Below are 21,308 nucleotides of genomic sequence, written 5' to 3'. Positions count from 1 at the left end.
GTCTCCCGTCGCTCACTTCAGCGTCGAGAGGAACTCGACGAGGTCGCGCATCTCCCTGGGAGACAGCGCCGTCGTCATCTTGGGCATGGCCGAGCGAGGGGCCGAGCGCTCGTCGATCTGATCGACGGGGACGTTGACCTTGATTCCGCCGGCCGTCTCGATGACGAGCTCCGTCTTCGTCTCCGACTTGAGCACGCCGTTGACGACCCGGCCGTCGGTCAGGGCGATGAGGACGGTGCCGAAGTCGGGGGCGATCTTGGCGTCGGGGTCGACCATCGACTGGAGGAAGAACTCGCGGTCGCCCCGGGTCGCGACCTTGGTCAGATCCGGGCCGGCCGATCCGCCGCGGTCGACGACCCGGTGGCAGCGGATGCACTGCCCTTGCTGGTGCCCGACGAAGAGGGCTCGCCCCTTCTCGGCGTCGCCCCCTTCGAGGCTCGGGCGATAGGCGGCGAGCGGGTCGGACTCGGATCGACCCTTGCGGTAGCTTTCGATGGCCGCGGTGAGTTCATTCCCGCCGCGAGCCTCGGCCGCCTCGATCAGGTCGAGTTGGAGGGTCGCCGGGGCCTCCCCCTTCGCAAGCCGGCCGAGCCAGGCCAATAGGAGGGCGTCGGCTTTGGGATGCTTCATCGTTGCCAGCGTGGCGAGGCCGAGCTGACGCTCGCGGACCGGGGCCTGAGTGTCTTTCAGGACCGCCTCAATTAGCGGGACCGCCTTGTCGGGGTCGAGCGTGGCGAAGATCCGCCGGGCCTCGGCGCGGAGGGTCTCGTCCTGGGCACCGAGGGCCTGCTGCAGGGCCTCATCGAGCCCCTTCGCCTTGCGTCCGGCCAGGAGCCGCAACGACGCAAGCCGGATGGCGGCATCCCCCTTGGAATCGGCAACCCGGGCGAGGAAAGGCGCCACGTCGGTCTCGGCCTTGAAGCGGGTGGCCAGGTCGATCACACCGGCCTGGAGCGGGCCCGAGGTCGTCTCCAGGAGCTTCGGCAAGGTGGATTCGAGGGCCAGGCGGACGCCCTTCGAATCTCGACTCCCGATCGGCCGCCAGAAGCCGTTGACCCGGTCACGCTGCGACGGCTTCTCCCAGTCGGCCAGGGCCGCGAGGGCCTCCTCGCGCATCGCCAAGGGGCGTCTGGCGTCGGCCACGACCGCGAGCAGGGCCCGTATCTGGGGCTCGCCGCCGAGGCGGAAGCTCGCGTTCATCGCGCGCCTGAGGAGCGGCTCGGAGCCCTCGGAGCGGGCGAAGTCTTCGCTCTCCAGGAGCTTGGCGAGTTCCGCCGTTCCGGCCTCGATCGGGAGGTCGTTGATGGCGCGGGCGGCCTCGAGAACGATGGAGGGGTCGGCGTCATGCAGCGAGGCGGCGATCGCCGGGTCGGCCAGGCGTCGCAGGACGAGCACGGCGACCAGCCGCACCTTCGGATCCGCGTCCTTGGCAAGTGTTCGGATAGCCTCGGCATCGTTGATGCCCAGCAGCGCCATGACGGCCGCATGCCTGAGATAAGGATCGCCGCTCGACTCCCCGCGGACCTGGGCCACGACCGGTTCGATCCCCGCGCGGAGGCCGATCTTGCCCAGCGCATTCAAAGCCTCGAACCGGACCGACGGCTCTTGAGCCTTGAGGAGCCCCACGAGGGCCTCGCCCGCCTTCGCATACCTGGCCTGGCCGATCACCTTGGCCGCCTGGCCTCGGAGCGTGGCATCCGGATCACCCAGCAGGTTCGCCACCGAGGCGAGGGCCTCCGGCGACTTCCGCCCGATCTGACCGAGCCCCCAGACGGCATGGAGCCGGGCCATCGGCGGGTTCGCGGGAGAAACAAGCTTGCTCAGGATCGGCAAGGCCGCCTCGCCGCGTTCTGCCAGGGCGAACTGCGCCCGCTGGCGGACCCGGGCGTCGACGTGCGATAGGAACGTGCCGAGTTCCTCGATGGGACGCTGGCGGAAGCCGGCCTTGAAGAGGGCCTGGACCTGCCGGATCGTCGGGTCGTCGCGACGCGTAGGGTCGGCGACGGTGTAGATCCGCCCGGCCTTGTTGCTGCCGTCCCACTCGAGGCGGCCGAACTCCGAGACGTACATCTTGCCGTCGTAGCCGAAGTCGACATCCGTGGCCAGCAGCGGCGTGAGGAAGGGTTGCATATCGAGCATCTCGAACCCGGCCCCCTTCCGCTTCACGGCGAAGGACTCGACGCCCCCGTTCCCTGTGAAGTTGCAGTAGAAGAAGTGGTCGCGGAACTTATCCGGGAGCCCCACCCCCGGATAGGCCGCGAAGCCCGAAGGCCCCGCCCCGATGTGCCCGACCGGCGGCAGCAGCCAGGCGGCCTGGCCGGCGTGCGGCAGGTGCCAAAGCTTCTCCGCATGCCAGGGGCCGGTCAGATAGGGCTCGGAGATCGTCTGATAGGCCATGTTCCAGCCCGACTCGCCCCCCTCGACGACCCAGACGAGACGCGACGAATCCCCCTTGTCGCAGTTGTTGTCGACCGCGAAGAGGTTCCCGAACGCGTCGAAGGCCAGCTCCTGCGGGTTGCGCATGCCCCGGGCGACGACCTCGAACTCGGAGCCGTCCGGATTGCAGCGGAAGACGGCGCCGCTCCTGGGGCCGTGGAGGGTCTTGCCCTCCTGGCTCGTGACGTGGAAGCCGCGGTCGCCGACCGAGAAGTACAGCTTGCCGTCGGGACCCCAGGCGAGCCCGTGGAGGTCGTGCCCGAGGAACCCGGCGTTGACGCCGAAGCCGTGCAGGAGCACCTTGCGAGTGTCGGCCTTGCCGTCGCCGTCCTCGTCGCGGAGCTTCCAGAGGTTGGGGATGTTGGTGAAGTAGACGTCGCCGTCGCGGGCGATCACCCCCGCGGCCAGGCCGTCGAGCGGGCCGTTGAAGTCGCCGGCGAAGACGGTCGAGACGTCGGCCTTGCCGTCGCCGTCCCTGTCCTCGACCATCCGCACCTGGTCGGCGTACTTCGAGAACCAGGACATGCCCCCTTCGAAGCGGTCGGCGTATTTCCTGTACATCGCCAGGCGGTCGTCGACCGTCTGGATCTGCAGGTCGTCCTCGAGGAGGAAGGGGCGCGAGCGGTTCTCCTCGGTGCCCCGGTTGAAGCGATATTCCTCGGCGACGTACACCCGCCCCTGCTCGTCCAGGCAGAAGGCGACGGGGTTCGCGAGCTGCGGATCGGCGGCGAACTTACCGACCTCGAGCCCCGGCGGGACCCTGAGCGCCGGCATGTCGTCCTGCCCGGCGGGAGGGACCGCCCCGGCGCGGGTCCCGAGCAACATCGCAACGAAAACCGCGAGCCGGAGCCCGCGGGTTGGCCACTGGAGCGTCGTCATTGTCTTCGATCACCTCGATGGATGGGGGCTCTCGTCCCTTGGCCATCGTAAAGGCCCCAATCCGAACGTGGAAGGGGTCAGGATCGGGGTGATCGAAGCGATAGAGGCCGACGGCGTCGTCGGCTCGCCCCTTTGCGGGGTCAATGCTATGTGAGGCAAACATCCTTCGGGTACGTCGAGGCGACCCCAAGGAGCAGGGTCGCCTCGCTTTCTGATTGGTCAACGGACCTTCTCGACCCCCGAGGCCTGCGCCAGGGTCGTCTTCGACGGCAAGGGAGCCGGCTTGGCCTCGACCGGCGCCTTGAGGATCCTCAGGAAGGCGATGACCGCCTGACGATCCGAGGCAGGCAGGTGCTTGTAGGCCCTGGTGATCTGCTCGGCGTCCCCCATGTGGCGGAGGATGGCCGATTCCAGGGTGGGCGAGCCGCCGTCGTGGAAGTAAGGGGCCGAGTCGGCGACGCCCCAGAGCGCGGGGGTCTTCCACTCTTCTTCCAGCGGGAAGGCCTCGGGCAAGGGGACGGGCGGGGTGGCGTTCGTCGGGCCGTAGCCGCCTCCGCCGCCGCCGGGTAAGCTGCGATCGTCGAGCCGGTGGAGCAGGAAGTCGGTGTAGACCCCGGCGACGCCCCCCATGTCGGGCGTGTGGCAGGCCGCGCAGCCGACCTTGGCGAACATCTCCTTGCCCCGCGCGGCCTCTTCCTGCTCGCCGGGGCTCTCGGGCGTGATCTCGACGGGGCGTTCCAGGGTGTCGATGAACGCGACGAGGGAGCGGAACTGGTCGCGGTCGAGGTCCGGCTCGACGTCGGGGTAGCCCGAGCGGACCAGGGGCTTCGCCTGCGGCATCATCGGGTTGCCCAGGCCGATCTCGTTGGCGCAGGCGGCCGCGACGAAGTCCTCGAGCGTGGCGAACTGCGCCTTCCAGCCGAACTTGCCGAGGCGCCCGTCGGGCAGGATCCGGGGGCGGCCGAGGACCACGCCGCCGAAGTCGGAGTCGAGCTCGCGGCCAATCTTCGCCACCGTCGTCTTCATGCTCTCATGCCGGATCGACTTGCCCGAGATCCGGTCGAGCCACCCGGCGCCGAAGAGTGCGGTGCTGTTGACGCTCTCGGTGTGGATCGGGTCGAAGTCGAGCGTCAGGACCGAGCAGCCGCTCTCGACCCGGATGCCGCCGGGGATGACCGGGAAGAACTTGGAGAGCTCGCTCGTCTTCTCGAAGAACCGGTTCTCGACGGCGAACTTGTGGACGAGCCCCCCCTTCACCTCGGGGCGGTCCTGGGTCGGGTGGGCCTGGAAGGCGAGGACGTTATGCTTGTTGTCGCCGCCGCCTCCGACGCCCCCCTGGAAGTGGCAGGCCACGCAGGACTTGGCGTTGAAGACGGGGCCGAGGCCGTCCCCCCTGGCCATCGGGTCGTGCGGCTGCCACTCGTGCTCGAAGAGGGCGAGCCCCGCCAGCTTCACCTCGGGCCTGGCATAAGGGGCACGGAACACCGGGAGCCCCGGCGACGCCACCCATGCCGCCCCCGCCGCGCATAAACCCGCCATCGCCCAGGCGATCTTCTTCCGCGTCCGATCCAGATTGTAGTCGCCCACCGCCGGTCCTCCAGAACGGCCCCGCCGTTCGATCGAATCCGCCGCCAACCGGGCCTACTCCACACATCGCACAAATGTACGATGACAACCGTCCGCGATCAAGGCCCTGGGATCGATTTTCTCGAGACCGTGCGTCGGATCGCGTCGGCCAGCGCCTCCCCGCCCCAGCCGATGAGCACGCCGACGGTGTAGCAGGCGAAGTCACTGGGGACGAACCCGTGGCCGAGCGTGAGGCTCCCGAGCGTCGTCGCGCGGACCGAGTTGATCCAGGGGGCCTGGTACAACTGGCTGACCTCGACGGCGTACGAGATCGCCAGCGCCGCGAGCGCCACGCGTCGGCCTGAAACCCTCGTCCAGACGAACCCGATGCCGAGGAACGCCGCGAGCGCCCAGAGGGTATCTCCCGCATAGGCGGCGATGAATCCGGGGAGGCCCGGCCCGAAGCGCCTCGAGCCGATCCCGCAAACCACCGCGATCAGGATGAGGCCGGCGTAGGCCCACCGACGTCTGGGGGTCTGGCTCATTTCTGGGATCCAATTGTTTTGATTCGAAAGCCTTACGCGATGTCACATTTTATGGCATCGGACCGTAACTCGTTGCGTCCAGTCATTGGCATGAAAGCGCTGTCGACGCAAGGGTTTCGGCACATCGGCCGCGTCGGCACGACCCTCCGGGGCCCGAGAAATCGGGGATGCGCACATCCCCACTGTCGCCGGCGCGAGGCGTACGGAATCCGAGTCGTCCCTGGATCCCGTGCTCATGAACAGGATTTTCAGTCCGTTTCTTCTGGAATTCGGGATTCCTTTGCATGATCATGCCGCAGCGTCCTGAAAGAACCCGGTGCCCGAGGCCCCTTGGCGACGGCTCGGATTGACGAGCGTCCGGGATCCATTCATGGATTCATCAAGGCGCGAGGATCCGAAGGGCGATCGGGCGGTGCCGGCCCCGAAGCGGGCCTCGCCTCGCACGGCCGGGGACGCGCGAGATCAGAAGGCCGTCGCCCCTAATTTATTAGTCAGCCTTGATGATTTAGCCTTAACATACATTAAGAAATGGAATCCTCCCATGTCGGGAAACGAACCGCATCTCGGCCTCGGCGAAGAGAGGGCCCCCGAGGGCGAAGAGGCGATGATCGCCAGGATCGTCGAGATCCAGGAGAGCGTGACCGATAAGTCCGCCAGGCCTGTCCCTCGCGGCCAGCACATGAAGGGGCACGGCTGCGTCAAGGCCGAGTTCATCGTCGAGCCCGGCCTGCCCCCGACCCTGGCGCACGGGATCTTCGAAGGGCCTCGCACCTTCCCCGCCTACATCCGGTTCTCGAACGGGGCGGCGAGGGACGACCGCAAGGCCGACGTCCACGGCATGGCCATCAAGCTCCTCGACGTCCACGGGGCGAAGCTCCTCGAGGACGAGCCCGACGCCCGGACGCAGGACTTCATCCTCATCGACCACCCCGTCTTCTTCATCAGGGACGTCGCCGACTACGTCCCCTTCATGGAGGACTTCAGGCGCCTGAAGGGCGGGTTCGGCCTGGGCAAGCTCATGGTCATCGGGAAGGCCCTGCTCTCGTCCGACTATCGCTGGTCGATCGCGCGCGAGACCCTGAGCAAGAAGCCCGAGAGCCCCTTGCGGACCTCGTACTGGAGCACGACCCCTTATCGCCTCGGCGCGACGGCCGCGAAGTACTCGGTGACGCCCGACCTCGCCGGGGCCCCGGCGGTCGTCGCGTTCGACTCGCCCGATAAGCTCCGCCTGGCGATGGCCGCGCAGCTCGGCTCGCACGAGGCCCGCTTCAACTTCCTCGTCCAGTTGCAGGCCGACCCGATCACGATGCCGGTCGAGGATCCGACCATCCCCTGGGACGCCCCCTGGCAGAAGGTCGCCACGATCCGGATCCCCCCCCAGACTTTCGACACCCCCGACCAGATGACGTTCTGCGAGAACCTCTCCTTCACCCCCTGGCACTCCCTCCCCGATCACCGGCCCCTCGGCGGGATCAACCGGGCCCGCAAGGCCGTCTATCGCGAGATCTCCCGGCAGCGTCACGAGTTGAACGGCGTGGCGCGCGAGGAGCCGACGGCCTGATCCCGCCTCGCCGCGGAGGCCGCCGGGGCGAGCGCGGGGCAGGGTCGCAAAGACCTTGCCCTCCGCGCGTCGGGGCGTATAGCCTTGAGGAAACGATCGGCACCACCCACGACGAGATCGCTCCCTCGAGAAACCCTCCGCGGAGACGTCCGCCCATGCTCAAGACGTGCCGATGGGGCATCGGGAGCCCCGCAACCTCCCGAAATGTCGGCGGCCCCCTGCGCGGAGGTCGCCCCGCGCTGGGCGTCGTCGCGGTCCTGCTCGCTTCGCTCGGCGCCGATGCGCCCGAGAAGAAGACCGTCGAGTTCAATCGCGACATCCGGCCGATCCTCTCGGAGAACTGCTTCCACTGCCACGGGCCGGACAAGAACCGGCGCAAGGCCGACCTGCGGCTCGACCGGCGCGACTCGGCCCTGGCCAAGAATGCGATCGTCCCCGGCCAGCCCGACGACAGCGAGCTCGTCGCCCGGATCCTGAGCGACGACCACGACGAGGCCATGCCCCCGGCCTCCGAGAACAAGACGCTGACCCCGCAGCAGAAAGACCTCCTCGCTCGCTGGATCCGCGAAGGGGCCGAGTACCAGGCCCACTGGGCCTACGTCGCGCCGAAGAAGCATGAGCCGCCGGCCGTCGCCGACAAGGCCTGGGTCCGCAACCCGATCGACGCCTTCATCCTCAAATCGCTCGAGGCGAAGGGGATCAAGCCCTCCCCCGAGGCCGACCGCCGCACCCAGATCCGACGCCTCTCCCTCGATCTGACGGGATTGCCGCCGACCCCAACCGAGGTCGAAGCCTTCCTCAAGGACGAGAGCCCTAAAGCGTATGAGCACCTCGTCGATCGCCTGCTCGACTCCCCGCATTATGGCGAGAGGATGGCGGTCCCCTGGCTCGACCTCGTCCGCTTCACCGACACCGTCGGCTACCACGGCGACCAGAACCAGGACATCTTCCCCTATCGCGACTACGTGGTCGACGCCTTCAACAGCAACCTCCCGTTCGACCGCTTCACCACCGAGCAACTCGCGGGGGACCTGCTGCCGAACCCGACCACCGAGCAACTCGTCGCCACCGGCTTCAACCGCCTGAACATGATGACCCGCGAGGGGGGAGCACAGGCCAGGGAATACCTCGCCAAGTACGCGGCCGACCGCGTCCGCACCGTGGCGATCACCTGGATCGGATCGACGATGGGCTGCGCCGAATGTCATGACCATAAGTACGACCCATTCACGTCCAAGGATTTTTACCAATTTGAGGCCTTCTTCGCCGACGTCAGGCAATGGGGCGTCTACACCGACTACGGATACACCCCCAACGGCGACCTCAAAGGATGGACCAATGACCATCCGTTCCCGCCCGAGATCGAGGTGGAGAGCCCCTACCTCAAGCGGCGGATGGCCCGGATCGAGGGGGAGATCCAGAAGCTGACGGCCTCGGCTTCTCCGCTCGCGAAAGGGGATGAGGCGAAGCATCAATTCGAAGCCTGGGCCAGGGCCGGGGCCGAGTTCCTCGCGCGGGCCCCCTCGGGCTGGGAGACACCAGAAGTCGTCGTCGCCGATAAGCAACCCTCGGCGTCAATCCTGGAGGATCGCAGCATCCTACTAAGCGGCCCCGCGAAGGCCGGCGATGCAACCGAGATCCGGCTCAAGGTCAAGCCGGGCTGGGTCGCCTCGATCCGCCTGGAACTGCTGCCGCACGAGTCGCACAAGGGTTCGGTCTTCCGTACCCCGGGTGCGGCCGGATCTCGCATCCATCTCGCTGCCAACTTGCAACGGGCGAAGGACGGCAAGAAGGCTCCTCTGGGCATTTCATGGGCCGAGGCCGACGCCAAGGACGAGGTGTACGACAATGGCTCTCCCATCCTCGGCGTGGCCCGAGGTTGGAAGACGTCGGGGCGCAGGAGTCATGCGAAATCCGCCTCTGCCTGGCTCCTCGACCAGCCGGTCGAATGCGCCGAGGGGGACGAGATTATCGTCACCGTCCGATCCGACAACCTCGGCCGTCTGCGACTCGCGGTCTCCCCCTTCGTCCCGGCCGATGTGCGTCGGGTCGAGCTGGACGAGGCGACGTTGAGGGCCGTCGTCGGCTCCAATGCGAGTGATTCCCCGCTCGTCCAGAAAGCCTACCTCGACGGCACCGGCTGGGCTCCCGAAGCCTATGCCAAGCTCAAGACGTTGCGGCGCGAATTGATCGAATGCAGGGAGGGCAAATCCCCCTCGATGATCACGCAAGCACGCGACCCCCTGCCCACCCGGGTCCTGCCCCGGGGCAACTGGCTGGACGAGAGCGGCGAACTGGTCGCGCCGGGAGTCCCCGGGTTCCTGCCGCAACCTCCGCCATCGGAGAATCAGCGACTCAACCGGCTCGACCTCGCCCGCTGGATGATGTCGCCCGAGAACCCGCTGACGTCGCGCGTCTTCGTGAACCGGCTCTGGAAGCAATTCTTCGGCACCGGCATCAGCGCGGTGATGGAGGACGTCGGGGCACAGGGGGAATGGCCCGCGCATCCGGAGTTGCTCGACTGGCTGGCGGTCGAGTTCCGCGAGAGCGGCTGGAACGTCAAGCACATGGTCCGGCTCCTCGCCATGTCGGCGACGTACCGGCAGGATGCGCGGCTCCGGCCCGAGCTCCGCGACATCGACCCGAACAACCGCCTGCTCGCCTCGCAGTCGCCGCGCAGGCTCGAGGCCGAGTTCGTCCGCGACAACGCCCTGGCGATCGCGGGCCTGCTGAACCTCGACGTCGGAGGGCCGAGCGCCCACCCGTATCAGCCGGCCGACTACTACGCCAACATCCAGTTCCCCAACCGCGACTACCAGGCCGAGCGCGACGACCGCCAGTATCGCCGGGGCCTCTATTCCCACTGGCAGCGCACCTTCCTGCACCCGATGCTCGCGAACTTCGACGCCCCCGCCCGCGAGGAATGCACCGCGTCGCGCACGGTGGCCAACACCCCCCAGCAGGCCCTCACGCTCCTGAACGACCCGAGCTTCGTCGAGGCCGCCCGCGCCCTGGCCGAAGGGCTCCTGGCGACGTGCTCAGGACCCGACGCCGACCGGATCGATCGGCTCTTCGAGAAGGCCCTCGCCCGCCCGCCGAAGCCGAAGGAGCGAGAGTCCCTCACCGCCTTCCTCGACGCCCAGCGGAAGCTCTACCGCGAGCGGCCCGATGATGCGAAGGCCCTGGTCCGCGCCGGGCTCGCCCCCGCCCCCTCGACCCCGGCGCCCGACGAGCTTGCCGCCTGGATCGCCGTCTGCCGCGTCGTCTTGAACCTCCACGAGACCATCACGCGATATTGAGACATCATGACCACTCCGAACCTGGATCTGGGTGACTACCTCCGGGGCCTGAGCCGTCGGAGCTTCCTCCAAGGCTCGGCGTACGGCCTCGGCGGCATGGCACTGGCGAGCCTGCTCGACCCGGGGATCGCCGGAGGCGCGAGCCCTGCCATCCCGACGGCCGACCCCGGAATCTGGCGGGGGGTCGTGAACCCGCCGCACCTGCCCGTGAAGGCGAAGCGGATCATCCACCTCTGCATGGCCGGCGGGCCCTCGCAGTTCGAGACGTTCGACAACAAGCCGGAGCTGAAGAAGCTCGACGGCAAGTCGTTCCCCGCGTCGTTCACGAAGGGTCAGCAGCTCGCGCAGCTCCAGGGTGCCGACCTCCGGGCTCGCGGTCCGGTGGCCTCGTTCCGCAAGTACGGGGAATCGGGCCAGGAGATCTCCGACTACTTCCCGCACATCGCGGGCATCGCCGATGACATCTGCATCATCCGATCGATGCAGACCGAGCAGATCAACCACGACCCCGCCCACGCCTTCATGAACTCGGGCTCGATCATCAAGGGGCGGCCGAGCATGGGCTCGTGGCTCCTCTACGGGCTCGGATCCGAGGCGGAGGACCTGCCCGGGTTCATCGTGCTGACCTCGGCCGGCAGGACCGGGCAGCAGCCGGTCTCGGCCAGGCAGTGGTCGGCCGGGTTCCTGCCCAGCAAGTTCCAGGGGATCCAGTTCCAGTCGAAGGGGGACGCCGTCCACTACATCGGCAACCCCGAGGGGGTCTGCCAGAGCGCCGAGCGCCAGGTGATCGAGGAGGTCAACCGGCTCAACGGCATGCTCGCCGAGGACCGCCTCGACCCCGAGATCCAGACGCGGATCAGCCAGTACGAGCTCGCCTTCAAGATGCAGACATCCGTTCCCGACCTGATGGATTTCCGGCAGGAGTCGAAGGAGACGCTCGAGCTCTACGGCGTGAAGCGCCCCGGCGACGGCAGCTTCGCCTCGAACTGCCTGCTGGCCAGGCGCCTGGCCGAGCGCGGGGTCCGGTTCATCCAGCTCTACCACCGCGCCTGGGACCACCACAACGACATCGGCCCGAGCATGAAGCTCGCCTCCGAGGAGGTCGACCAGTCGAGCGCCGCGCTCGTGCTGGACCTGAAGCGTCGAGGGCTGCTCGACGACACCCTGATCCTCTGGGGGGGCGAGTTCGGCCGCACGCCGATGGGCCAGGGCTCCGGCCGCGACCACCACATTTTGAGCTTCTCCGTCTGGCTCGCGGGGGGCGGCATCAAAGGGGGCGTGACCTACGGCGGGACCGACGAGCTCGGCTATCGCGCGGTCGACAACGTCGCGCACGTCCGCGACCTGCACGCGACCCTGCTGCACCTCTGCGGGATCGACCACCGCCGGCTCTCGTACAAGTTCCAGGGGCTCGACGTCCGCCTGACGGGCGTGGAACCGGCGCACGTCATCAAGGACGTCCTCGCCTAGCCGGACCTCGCCCGACCTAACCCGATGTGGGGCAATCCCATGCACCACGGCAACGCCCCGGCGAAGCCTTTCCCGTTGTCATGCGGGGGCGGTCCGCCGATAATGAGGTTGTCTTATTCCGCCTAAATATCCCGCCGGCTCACGCGTGCGACTTCGAGTGCGAGACAGGGACCGCCCGGTGGGCTGCCCGAGGCGAGCCGAGCGTCCCCGCAGGCCGATGCACGCAGTCCAGACGGCGACGGCCTCGGGGTCGTCGCGAATGGTGCGGACCACCCAGCCATCCAGACTGAGGGAGCGCCTCGTGCGATCGTTTCGAGTGGACAACGAGATGAGCGGCGGACCTCGCGACGGCCTGGCGAGGCCCCGATCCTTGACGCGGGCCCTGGCCGCGATCCTGGCCCTGGCCGCGAGCCCTGCGCTCGCCCAGGAGCCGAAGAAGGTCGACTTCGCGCACGACATCGTCCCGATCCTCAAGACGCACTGCGTCAAGTGCCACGCCAATGGCACGTATAAAGGCTCGTTCTCGTTCGACACGCGAGAGTCCGTCCTCAAGTCCGACGCCGTCGTCGCGGGCAAGTCGGGCGAGAGCGAGATCATGGAGCGCCTGACCAGCGACGACCCCGAGATGCGCATGCCCCCCAAGGGGGACCGCGTCAGCGCCCAGGAACTCAGCAAGTTCAAGGCCTGGATCGACGAGGGGGTGAACTGGGAGGACGGCTTCACCTTCAAGGAGTCGACCTACAACGCCCCGCTCAAGCTCAAGAAGGTCGACCTGCCCCCCGCGAAAGACGGCCGCGACCACCCGATCGACCGGATCGTCGACGCCTACTTCGCCAAGAACAAGGTAACGCCCCAGCCGCCGCTCGATGACGCGGCCTTCCTGCGCCGGGCGTCGCTCGACCTGATCGGGCTCCTGCCCACGCCCGCCCAGCGCGACGCGTTCGTCAAGGATTCGGCCCCCGACAAGCGCACGCAGTTCATCAAGCGGACGCTCGACGACAAGGTCGACTACGCCGAGCACTGGCTCTCGTTCTGGAACGACCTGCTCCGCAACGACTACAAGGGGACCGGCTACATCGACGGCGGCCGCAAGCAGATCAGCGGCTGGCTCTATCAGTCGCTCGTCGAGAACAAGCCGTACGATCGCTTCGTATTCGAACTCATCAGCCCCGCGCCAGAGTCCGAAGGCTTCATCCAGGGGATCCAGTGGCGCGGGCGTGTCAACGCGAGCCAGGTCCGGGAGATCCAGTTCTCCCAGAACGTCTCGCAGGTCTTCTTCGGCGTGAACATGAAGTGTGCGTCATGCCACGATAGTTTCATCGATCGCTGGAAGCTCAACGACGCCTACGGGCTCGCCGCGATCATCGCCGAGAAGCCGCTGGAGATCCACCGCTGCGACAAGCCGACGGGCAAGACCGCCGTGGCCAAGTTCCTCTGGCCGGAGCTCGGCTCCATCGACGCCTCCCTGCCCAAGCTGGATCGGCTCGAGCAGTTCGCGAAGCTCGTCACGCACCAGGACAATGGCCGCTTCACCCGCACGATCGTCAACCGGATCTGGCAGCGCCTGATGGGGCGAGGGATCGTGCAGCCGGTCGACGTCATGGGCAACGAGCCCTGGAGCGAGGACCTGCTCGACTACCTGGCCGGCTACCTCGTCGAGCACAAGTACGACCTCAAGGCCCTGATCGAGCACATCGTCACCTCGCAGGTCTACCAGTCGCGACCGGCGATCTCGAACTCGGAGGCCCCCGGCGACAACTACGTCTTCAAGGGCCCCGAGATCAAGCGGATGACGGCCGAGGAGTTCATCGACGCCATCTGGATGACCACCCACTCCGGCCCCGACAAGGCCGACGCCCCGTTCAAGCGGGCGGCCCCGACCGACTCGCCCCTCGCGCCCCCGCAGTTCATCAGGGCCTCGCTCGTGCATTGCGACGAGCTGATGCGGTCGCTGGGCAGGCCGAACCGGGAGCAGGTCGTCACCACCCGCGGCGAGAACCTCACGACCCTCCAGGCGCTCGACCTCTCCAACGGCGAGAGCCTGGCCGAGACCCTCAAGAAGGGGGCCGGGCGCTGGCTCGAGGCCCATCCGAACGAGTCGCCCGACCGCCTGGTCGAGGACTTCTACCTCCAGGCGATGGGCCGCAAGCCCTTGGCCGACGAGGCGAAGACCGCCGCCGAACTCGTCGGCTCGCCCGCCTCGGCCGACGGCCTGGCCGACCTCTTCTGGGTGATCTTCATGCTCCCCGAGTTCCAACTCATCCACTGAGAGAAAGGGACAATCGCCATGGACTCCCGACCGACCGCGGCGATGGCCGCCAGCCGTCGCGAATTTCTCCGGGGGATGAGCCTCGCCGCGATGGCCGCGCTCGCCACCAACCAGCCGAGCCTCTCCTTCGGCAGCGAAGAGGTCAAGCAACCGATCCCCACGGCCGACACCTGCATCCTGCTCTGGATGGGGGGCGGGATGGCCGCGCCCGAGACCTTCGACCCCAAGCGGTACACGCCTTTCGAGGTCGGGGTCCCCTCCGACAAGATCCTCTGCACCTTCCCCGCGATCGACACGGCCGTCGACAACATCAAGATCTCGGAGGGGCTCGAGAACATCGCCAAGGTCATGGACCGGGCGACCCTGATCCGCTCGCACGTGGTGGCGGACCTCGGGAACATCCTCCACTCGAGGCACCAGTACCACTGGCACACCGGCTACGTCCCGCCGCAGACGGTCGCCGCGCCCCACATCGGATCCTGGATCGCCAAGGTCCGCGGCCCCAATAACCCGGCGATCCCGCCCTTCATCAACATCGGCCAGCGCCTGGAAGGCAACGGCGAATCCGAGGAGCTGAAGGCCTTCACCACGGCCGGCTTCTTCGGCGGGGAATACGGCCCGTTCAACCTCCCCTTCCCGCTCGACGCCATCGCCGCCGTGCGTCCCCCCAAGGGGATGACACGCGAGCGATTCTCGAGCCGGGAAAAGGCGTTCAAGCGGATGCTTAAGGAGAGCCCCGTCGGCGACCTCGCCAGCGACTACCACCAGGAGTCGATGGTCCGCGCCTTCGAGAACGCCAACCGCCTGCTCACCTCCAAGGAGCGCGACGCCTTCGACCTCTCCAAGGAGCCGAAGGAGAGCTTCGACAAGTACAACTCCAGCCGGTTCGGCCAGGGGTGCCTCCTCGCCAGACGCCTCACCGAGGCCGGGGCCCGCTACATCGAGGTGACGACCGAGTACGTCCCCTTCATGAGCTGGGACACCCACGAGAACGGCCACACGACCGCCAAGGAGATGAAGCAGACCATCGACAAACCGATTGCCCAGCTCATCCTCGACCTGGAAGAGCGCGGCCTGCTGTCGAGGACCCTGGTCATCCTCGCCAGCGAGTTCAGCCGCGACATGATGATCGAGGGGATCCCGGGCAGCACCGCCTTCGACCAGTCGCGTGCCGCGAGCGACGTCATGAAGGAGATGAAGCACTACGGCCTGCACCGGCACTTCACCGGCTCCGGCTGCGTCCTGATGTTCGGCGGCGGCGTGAAGAAGGGCTACCTCCACGGCGAGACCGCCCCCGAGCGCCCGCTCGTCACCATCAAAGACCCGGTGTCGATCCCCGACATGCACGCCTCCGTCTTCCACGCGATGGGCATCTCCCCCAAGACGGCCTTCGACGTCGAGAAGCGCCCCTTCTACGCCACCGAGGACGGCAAGGGGAAGCCGGTCGAAGCCCTCTTCGCCTGAGCCTCATCGGACCTCCCCTGGCCGCGAAGCACGACGCCGGCGCCCCTCTCTCATGGAGGGGTCGCCGGCCTTTTCCATGCAATGCTCCACGGATTGCGCCCACGGCATTCCTGCGTAAGTGGCTTCCCGACGACGCGTCGTTGATGTTAGGATGCGTTAGCTGGGTGGTCGACCATGCCTCCATCGACGCATAGATGGTCGCGATGCCCTGGTCCCGGGCGTCGCGGACCGCCTCGACCACCCATCCTGCCCGATTTCGCACTTCTAAGGGCAATCGGATCGCTTCCGAGAAGGCGCAGGCATGTCATGGCTTCCAAGAATTCTCGCAAACCCGCGCTGAATCACCGAATCTACGAGGGGCTCCGGGAGGAGATCACGGCCGGGAAGCTCAAGCCGGGCGAGGCGCTCTCGCGCCGGCAGATCGCCTCCAGGTACGGGACGAGCTACATCCCGGTGATCGAGGCCCTGGTGCGCCTGGAGGGCTCGGGGCTCGTCGAGGCCGAGTCGAACCAGATGGCCCGGGTCCGGCAGATCTCGATCGAGACGATCCGTTCGGATTACGTCCTCCGAGAGGCGTATGAGACCCAGGCGATCCGCCTGGCCTGCGAGTCGGCCACCGAGGCCGAGCTCGACGAGTTAGCCATCCTCGCCAACCTGGTCGACGCCCAGGTCCCGGCCGAGGATCCCGACGCGGAGGCCGGGCCGAGCGAGGGGCTCCTGCTGCACTGGAAGTTCCACAAGCAGATCGCCGAGCTCTCGAGGTTCCCGATCCTCGTCCACAAGCTCGAGCGGATCGAGACGCTCGCCAGGCTCCAGGCGAACTGGCGGTTCATGCCCGAGATGCCCGACCCGCCGCACTGGCACCTCTCGCTCGTCGAGGCCATCCGGGCGCGCGACCCGATCCGTGCCGACCAGGCCATGCGCGACCACGTCCGCCGCGGCCTCGAGAAGGAACTGTTCGCCTACAACAGCGGCAAGCAGCAGCCCGCGGCGATGGCCGAGGAGTCGGCCATCGCCGTGGAGACGCCCCAGGGCCCGGCCGACGCCCCGTCAGAGCCTCAGGCTTTCACGTCTTCAACCGAGCCCGAGCCCCCGGCGGTCGACGCGACCTCGGGGCCCGTCGGGGGATAAATTCGGGAGCCCGGGAAGGCGACGACCTTCTTGCCGACGTTGCCGAAGGGCCCGTGCCTGGCGATGAGGAAGACCTGGCCGGGCAATTCGGCCTTGGAGAAGAGCCGCTTGGCCAGCATGTTGTCGGCCTCCCCCTTGCCCCACGACCAGGCCCCCCCCTTGGTCGTCACGCAGAGGAGGAACAGCGGCCGGTTCGGGAAGAAGTCGAGCGCCTTGCGCACCAGCCAGGCCGACCCGCAATCGGTCTGGCCCGCCAGGAGCCCGCGGACCTGCGCGAGCTGGCCATCGTCGAGCCCGTGCGGCAGCAGCCTGTCCCCCGCCTTGATCGACGATCGCTCACGCCTGGATTTCTCGACGTCCGACTCGTGCCGCTCGTAACGCTCGCGGATCGCGCGGACGCGGTCGGTCTGCCCCGTGTCGCGGTAGAACGAGAGGAGTTCCTGGCAGGCGCGGGGAACCCAGTCCTCGTCCGCCGCTTCGAGCACGTCGAGGAGTAGCTTTTCGCCGCTCGGCGCGTCGTGCTTGAGCAGGTGGACGCCGAAATAGACCCTGGCCCCCGCATGGCTCGGGTCGTGGTCGAGGAGCGACCGGAGCGTGGGCAAGGCCTGGTCGACCCCGTGGAAGCCGGCGATCTCCTTCACCTCGTCCCAGAGCCGGACCGCGTCCTTGGGGTCGAGACGATGAGCATTCCGTTCCTCGACCCCGGCCACGGCCTCCGTCTCGGCTTTGGGCTCCGCCGGGATTGCGGTGGAAGCCCGCCGCCTGGCGTCGTACTGGGCCTTGCGATAGCGCTCGCGCCAGGCGGCCCCGTTCGACCTGCGCCAGGATGCGCCCATCGCGAGCCGGAGCCGTTCGAAGTCGTCGCCGAGCAGCGCCTCCGCGGCCGAAGGGCGAGCCGCCTCGGGAAACGCAAGGCGTTGAACCTCCTCGGCATCGATCCCGACGGCTCGCGCCCGGTCGACGAATGAGGGGTGGGTCTGGTCGTGCTCCGTCGCGCGGCTGAGACCTCGCTCGGCCCAGCGCGTGGCCTCGACCGGCGTCGGCGGCTCGCCCATGGCGACGAGCATCCTGGCGTAAATGTCGTCGGGGGGCTCGGCGAGGGTGTCGGCCCCGAGGTAGACGTCGGGCCAGAACCGCTCGGCGAGCCAGCCCTCGCGGCACTCCAGTTTCCAGAGGGCGGAGACCTGGGCCTCGGCACCGGCGATCCTGGCGGCGAGGGCGTCGGCGTCGTACTCGTGGGCGCGCGAGAGCACCCTTGCCCTCGCGTTCAGTCGGGGCCAGTACCAGTCGATGAAGTGCGACGAGGCCCAGCGGATGCCCCGGCCGAAGCTGCTCGTGCCGGGCCGCTGGAGCTGGTGGAAGAGACGCTCCCAGCGGATCCTGAGCCGGTAGAGCCTCCCAGAGCTGCGGCCGTGCCGCGACGAGATGTGGGCGAACTCGTGGGCCAGGACCGCGCGGAACTCTTCCTCGGAGAGCGTCAGCATCAGCGGCAGCCCGAGCTCGAGGATCATCCTCGGCCAGCCGAAGACGCCGAGCCGGGCGACCTCGTAGACCCCCGCGTTGAAGTCGAGGTTGACCCGGATCTCGGAGAATGGCCGGCAGCCGATTTCCTGGCGCAACGACTCGATCATCCGATGGAGTTCGGCCCCCTCGGACGGCTTGAGCGAGCGCAAAGCGGGGGCGCCCGGCTCGACCAGGAGCAGGACCCCCACCTGCGTCAGCGTGTAGACGATCATCAGGCAGCCGACGACGATCAGGATGATCCCGCCGGGGGGTTCGACGAAGATGCCCGCCACGAAGATCAAGGCGCTCAGGGCGAAGAGGGCCCCGAGCCAGGCGAGCGCCGCGACCAGGCCTAAGGCGACCCAGGCCATCGTCGCGCGCTCGAGGGCCCGCGGCTTCCCGGCGTAGCGGGCCTCGATCCGTTTCACCAGTCGTTCGAAGTCGCTTCGCTTCATGGCTTGGTCGCGGAGTTGTTGGGGTCGACGATCCTCCGGATGAGGTGCGCCGGGGGCGTCCTGCGGACGTTGAACCTGGCCGCCGCCCGGTGGTACTCGGCCTTCCTGTCGGGGAACCGGGTGCCGAGCAGGCAGAAGATCAGGGCCTTCTCCTCGGGCGAGGTCATCAGGTGCATGACCGACTCGGCCGAGGGGGCCTCCTCCTGCTTCAGGACCTTGACGGCCAGGCGCTCCTGGAGGAACCGGTTCTCGAGCGCCTTGCAGCCCCGGTCGAACCAGGCCTTCGCCTCGTCGGCGTGCCCCTCGTTCGAGAGCCCCAGGCTCACGGCGAGGATCGTCCAGGGGTCGTTGAGCGAACTCTCATACATCGACTCCGACGCCACCTCGGCGGGCTTGCCGAGGGCGAGCAACGCCTGGGCCCGGATCGTGCTCGCGCGGAGCGATGGCTTCCCCTTGCACGTCTCGTCGCACTTCTCGAAGTCGCCGGCCAGGTAGTAGCCGAGCACCCTCGCGGAGTCGATCATGTCGGGCTGGTCGGGGTAAGGCGACCGCATCTCCCACTCGTTGATCGAGCCGTCGATCTGCCCCCCCTGCCCGGCGACCGCCATCGCCTCGGAGAGCCAGGTCCGCACGTTGAACTGCGCGGGGCGGATCATGAGCTGCCGGCGGTAGTCCTCGACCAGGGCCTTGGCCTCTCCGGAGGCCAGACGGACCGTGTGCAGGGATTCGTTGATCTGATCGGGGTCGATCTTGAGCTCCTGGGACTTGCGCAGGCAGCGGAGGGCCTCCTGCCAGTTCGCCTCGGCCATCGCCCGCATGCCGAGGGACATCCAGGGCCAGGGGAGGTTCGGATCCGCCTCGATCGACTTCCGGTCGTACTCCCTCTGCTTCTCCCAGTCGAGCTCGACCCGGCCCCTCAGGTAGAGCAAGGCGCCATTATTCGGATCCGAGTTCAAATACCTGTCGTACTGGGCGATCAATTCGTCGTTCCGCCCCTTGGCCTCGACGAGGGTCTGATACCCCCGATGCCACTGGAGGAGGACCGGCCGATGGTCGAGTTGCTCCTCGAGGAAGGCCTCGGCGTTGCCGTGGTTCTCCATCATGGAGAGCGCGGTGTAATACTTGAGGAAGTTGTCCTGATCGGGATGTCGCCGCAGGAGCCCCTCGGCGAACCGGAAGGCGCCGGGCTTGTCGGTCTGGAAGGCGTGGAGGAAGATCTCGAAGTCGTCCCCCTCGACGCCATGGACGTAGATCTTCTCCACCGGCTTCGCGTTGCGCTTCACCTTGATGGTGGTCGGCGGCGACTCGTAGAGGTAGTCGACGTGCGGGAAGGACACGAACGACTGCCCGACGATCAGCCGGTGCTGCGGGGGGGTCGCCACCTCCGAATAGACGATCCTCGTCTCGTCGATCGCGGCCGAGGCCCCGGGGTTGAGGATCCAGGCCGGCTTCGACGTCCATCGCTCGACGTAACCCGAGTTCAGGTCGACGTCGAGGTCCTCCTTGACCGCCCCCGTGAGCTTGAGGTGGTGCTTGCCCTCGGCGATGGTCAGCTTCCCCGTCGACGGGAAGGCCTGCGGCGGCTCGTTGTCCACCTCGATGGTGAGCGGCTTGCCCGTCGTGTTCAGGACATAGATGGATCGGTGCGTGCGGATATACTCGTTGCTGAACACAAGCCCCGCCGAGACGAGCAGGAGCACCGCCGCGGCCGCGACCGACCGCCGCAGCCAGACCGGGTACGGCGAGTTCTCCTTCTGGAAGAGGCCGCGGAGGCTGTGCCCCATCGGCGGCAGGATCGACTCCTTGAGCCGGAGGGCCTTCTCCGACTTCCTCACGAACTCCCGGAACTTGTGCTGCTGCCCGACCTCGGGGAGCTCCCGGAGCACCTGCGCGGAGAGGTCGAGCGCGTCTTGGTGGCGGCCGGCCTCCTGATAGTTGCTCGCGAGTTGATCCAGGGGGCCCATCGAGTAGCGCTCGCCGGCGCCCGGGACCTCGAGGAAGTCGAGCAGCTCTCGGGCCTCGTCCAGCTCGCCGGCCGCCATCTTGAACCGCGCCACGCCGATGCGGGCCTCCGGCAGGTCCTCCCTCTGCTCGAGTGCCCGGTCGAAGAAGTCTTTCGACTCGGCGTAGAGGGCCGCCTGCATCAGTTGCCCGCCGAAGCCGGCGAGCATCGGGGCGTCGTCATGGAACCGCTCGGCCGCCGTCCGGCGGAGTTCCTCGGCCTGTTCGAACTCGCGGAAGGCGAGGAACCGGGCGTGGGCGTCGAGCGCCGAGTCGGGCGAGCCTTCGCGACGGAACCGTTCCAGGCCTTCCGACGTCTGCAGTTGTCGCGCCTGCTCATATTCGTCGGCCTTGGCGACCATGTGGCGCGAGCATCGCGGGCATTTATCGATGATGCGCTTGCGCCCGAGAGGGATCACCGGGATGAACAGGACCACGAAGTAGAGCCGCGTGTCGTACGACTCGAGATTCCCCACCTTGCGGCAGAATTCGCAGGTCGTGTTGCGGGTCGAGTGGTTCTTCTTGCCATAGTACCACGTCCCGACTCCGTTATATGTCGACGGCATCGCTCCTCCTCGGACCGGTATCACGCATCCTTGCCGTGAGCGCCCGGGCTCTCGCGTCGCGGCCGGGCCGGTTCCGGCCCCGGGGAGGGAATCCGAACGGCTGCGGCGAGCCGATGGGCTTCTCGGTCTATATCGGTCGAAATGCGGGCACGGTTCAACGCGC

General features: G+C 67.7%; 11 protein-coding genes. 6 read left to right on the top strand and 5 right to left on the bottom strand.

Annotated elements, in window-relative coordinates:
- Nucleotides 1–12 precede the first annotated feature (12 nt).
- The 3 genes from ACOYYX_RS05260 to ACOYYX_RS05250 all read right to left on the bottom strand — a co-directional run bounded on the left by ACOYYX_RS05260 (nucleotide 13) and on the right by ACOYYX_RS05250 (nucleotide 5,426).
- Nucleotides 13–3,315: a PVC-type heme-binding CxxCH protein gene (locus ACOYYX_RS05260; RefSeq protein ID WP_422928886.1), complete on the bottom strand. Its 3,303-nt coding sequence runs from the start codon at nucleotides 3,313–3,315 to the stop codon at nucleotides 13–15.
- Nucleotides 3,316–3,534: 219 nt separating this feature from the next.
- Nucleotides 3,535–4,902, bottom strand: coding sequence for a di-heme oxidoredictase family protein (locus ACOYYX_RS05255; RefSeq protein ID WP_422928885.1), 1,368 nt, complete (start codon nucleotides 4,900–4,902; stop codon nucleotides 3,535–3,537).
- Between the two features lie 98 nt (nucleotides 4,903–5,000).
- Complete coding sequence (locus ACOYYX_RS05250) at nucleotides 5,001–5,426, bottom strand: DUF2809 domain-containing protein (RefSeq protein ID WP_422928884.1); 426 nt, start codon at nucleotides 5,424–5,426, stop codon at nucleotides 5,001–5,003.
- Nucleotides 5,427–5,967: 541 nt separating this feature from the next.
- Here ACOYYX_RS05250 and ACOYYX_RS05245 point away from each other — a divergent pair.
- The 6 genes from ACOYYX_RS05245 to ACOYYX_RS05220 all read left to right on the top strand — a co-directional run bounded on the left by ACOYYX_RS05245 (nucleotide 5,968) and on the right by ACOYYX_RS05220 (nucleotide 16,620).
- Entirely contained in the window at nucleotides 5,968–6,987 is a 1,020-nt protein-coding gene (locus ACOYYX_RS05245) for a catalase family protein (protein WP_422928883.1), read from the top strand.
- A 155-nt stretch (nucleotides 6,988–7,142) separates the two neighbouring features.
- Nucleotides 7,143–10,286 carry a PSD1 and planctomycete cytochrome C domain-containing protein gene (locus tag ACOYYX_RS05240; protein ID WP_422928882.1) on the top strand — a complete coding sequence of 1,048 codons (3,144 nt, stop codon included), beginning with the start codon at nucleotides 7,143–7,145 and terminating at the stop codon, nucleotides 10,284–10,286.
- A gap of 6 nt (nucleotides 10,287–10,292) precedes the next feature.
- The gene (locus ACOYYX_RS05235; RefSeq protein ID WP_422928881.1) at nucleotides 10,293–11,756 is read left to right on the top strand and encodes a DUF1501 domain-containing protein; all 1,464 of its coding nucleotides are present in this window, start codon (nucleotides 10,293–10,295) and stop codon (nucleotides 11,754–11,756) included.
- Between the two features lie 301 nt (nucleotides 11,757–12,057).
- Nucleotides 12,058–14,025 (top strand): PSD1 and planctomycete cytochrome C domain-containing protein, encoded by a 1,968-nt coding sequence (locus ACOYYX_RS05230; RefSeq protein ID WP_422928880.1) that lies wholly within the window; start codon nucleotides 12,058–12,060, stop codon nucleotides 14,023–14,025.
- A gap of 18 nt (nucleotides 14,026–14,043) precedes the next feature.
- The gene (locus ACOYYX_RS05225) at nucleotides 14,044–15,489 is read left to right on the top strand and encodes a DUF1501 domain-containing protein (protein WP_422928879.1); all 1,446 of its coding nucleotides are present in this window, start codon (nucleotides 14,044–14,046) and stop codon (nucleotides 15,487–15,489) included.
- Nucleotides 15,490–15,795: 306 nt separating this feature from the next.
- Nucleotides 15,796–16,620 (top strand): GntR family transcriptional regulator, encoded by an 825-nt coding sequence (locus ACOYYX_RS05220; RefSeq protein ID WP_422928878.1) that lies wholly within the window; start codon nucleotides 15,796–15,798, stop codon nucleotides 16,618–16,620.
- Here the strand turns inward: ACOYYX_RS05220 and ACOYYX_RS05215 are convergent.
- Both ACOYYX_RS05215 and ACOYYX_RS05210 read right to left on the bottom strand, forming a co-directional pair.
- The gene (locus ACOYYX_RS05215; protein WP_422928877.1) at nucleotides 16,548–18,578 is read right to left on the bottom strand and encodes a M48 family metallopeptidase; all 2,031 of its coding nucleotides are present in this window, start codon (nucleotides 18,576–18,578) and stop codon (nucleotides 16,548–16,550) included. The genes ACOYYX_RS05220 and ACOYYX_RS05215 overlap by 73 nt on opposite strands.
- Nucleotides 18,575–21,145, bottom strand: coding sequence for a hypothetical protein (locus tag ACOYYX_RS05210; RefSeq protein ID WP_422928876.1), 2,571 nt, complete (start codon nucleotides 21,143–21,145; stop codon nucleotides 18,575–18,577). The genes ACOYYX_RS05215 and ACOYYX_RS05210 overlap by 4 nt, the downstream gene beginning before the upstream one ends.
- Nucleotides 21,146–21,308: the final 163 nt, after the last annotated feature.

The sequence above is a fragment of the Singulisphaera chitinilytica genome, assembly GCF_049331405.1.
Classification (GTDB): Bacteria; Planctomycetota; Planctomycetia; order Isosphaerales; family Isosphaeraceae; genus PoT.
The sequence above is the reverse complement of the archived record's forward strand: the minus strand, read 5'-3'. Positions and strand labels throughout refer to the sequence as shown.

Coding starts and splice junctions, on each gene's coding strand:
- ACOYYX_RS05235 (WP_422928881.1), top strand. CDS start 10,293: ATGACCACTCCGAACCTGGATCTGGGTGACTACCTCCGGGGCCTGAGC.
- ACOYYX_RS05260 (WP_422928886.1), bottom strand. CDS start 3,315: ATGACGACGCTCCAGTGGCCAACCCGCGGGCTCCGGCTCGCGGTTTTC.
- ACOYYX_RS05225 (WP_422928879.1), top strand. CDS start 14,044: ATGGACTCCCGACCGACCGCGGCGATGGCCGCCAGCCGTCGCGAATTT.
- ACOYYX_RS05210 (WP_422928876.1), bottom strand. CDS start 21,145: ATGCCGTCGACATATAACGGAGTCGGGACGTGGTACTATGGCAAGAAG.
- ACOYYX_RS05220 (WP_422928878.1), top strand. CDS start 15,796: ATGGCTTCCAAGAATTCTCGCAAACCCGCGCTGAATCACCGAATCTAC.
- ACOYYX_RS05245 (WP_422928883.1), top strand. CDS start 5,968: ATGTCGGGAAACGAACCGCATCTCGGCCTCGGCGAAGAGAGGGCCCCC.
- ACOYYX_RS05250 (WP_422928884.1), bottom strand. CDS start 5,426: ATGAGCCAGACCCCCAGACGTCGGTGGGCCTACGCCGGCCTCATCCTG.
- ACOYYX_RS05215 (WP_422928877.1), bottom strand. CDS start 18,578: ATGAAGCGAAGCGACTTCGAACGACTGGTGAAACGGATCGAGGCCCGC.
- ACOYYX_RS05240 (WP_422928882.1), top strand. CDS start 7,143: ATGCTCAAGACGTGCCGATGGGGCATCGGGAGCCCCGCAACCTCCCGA.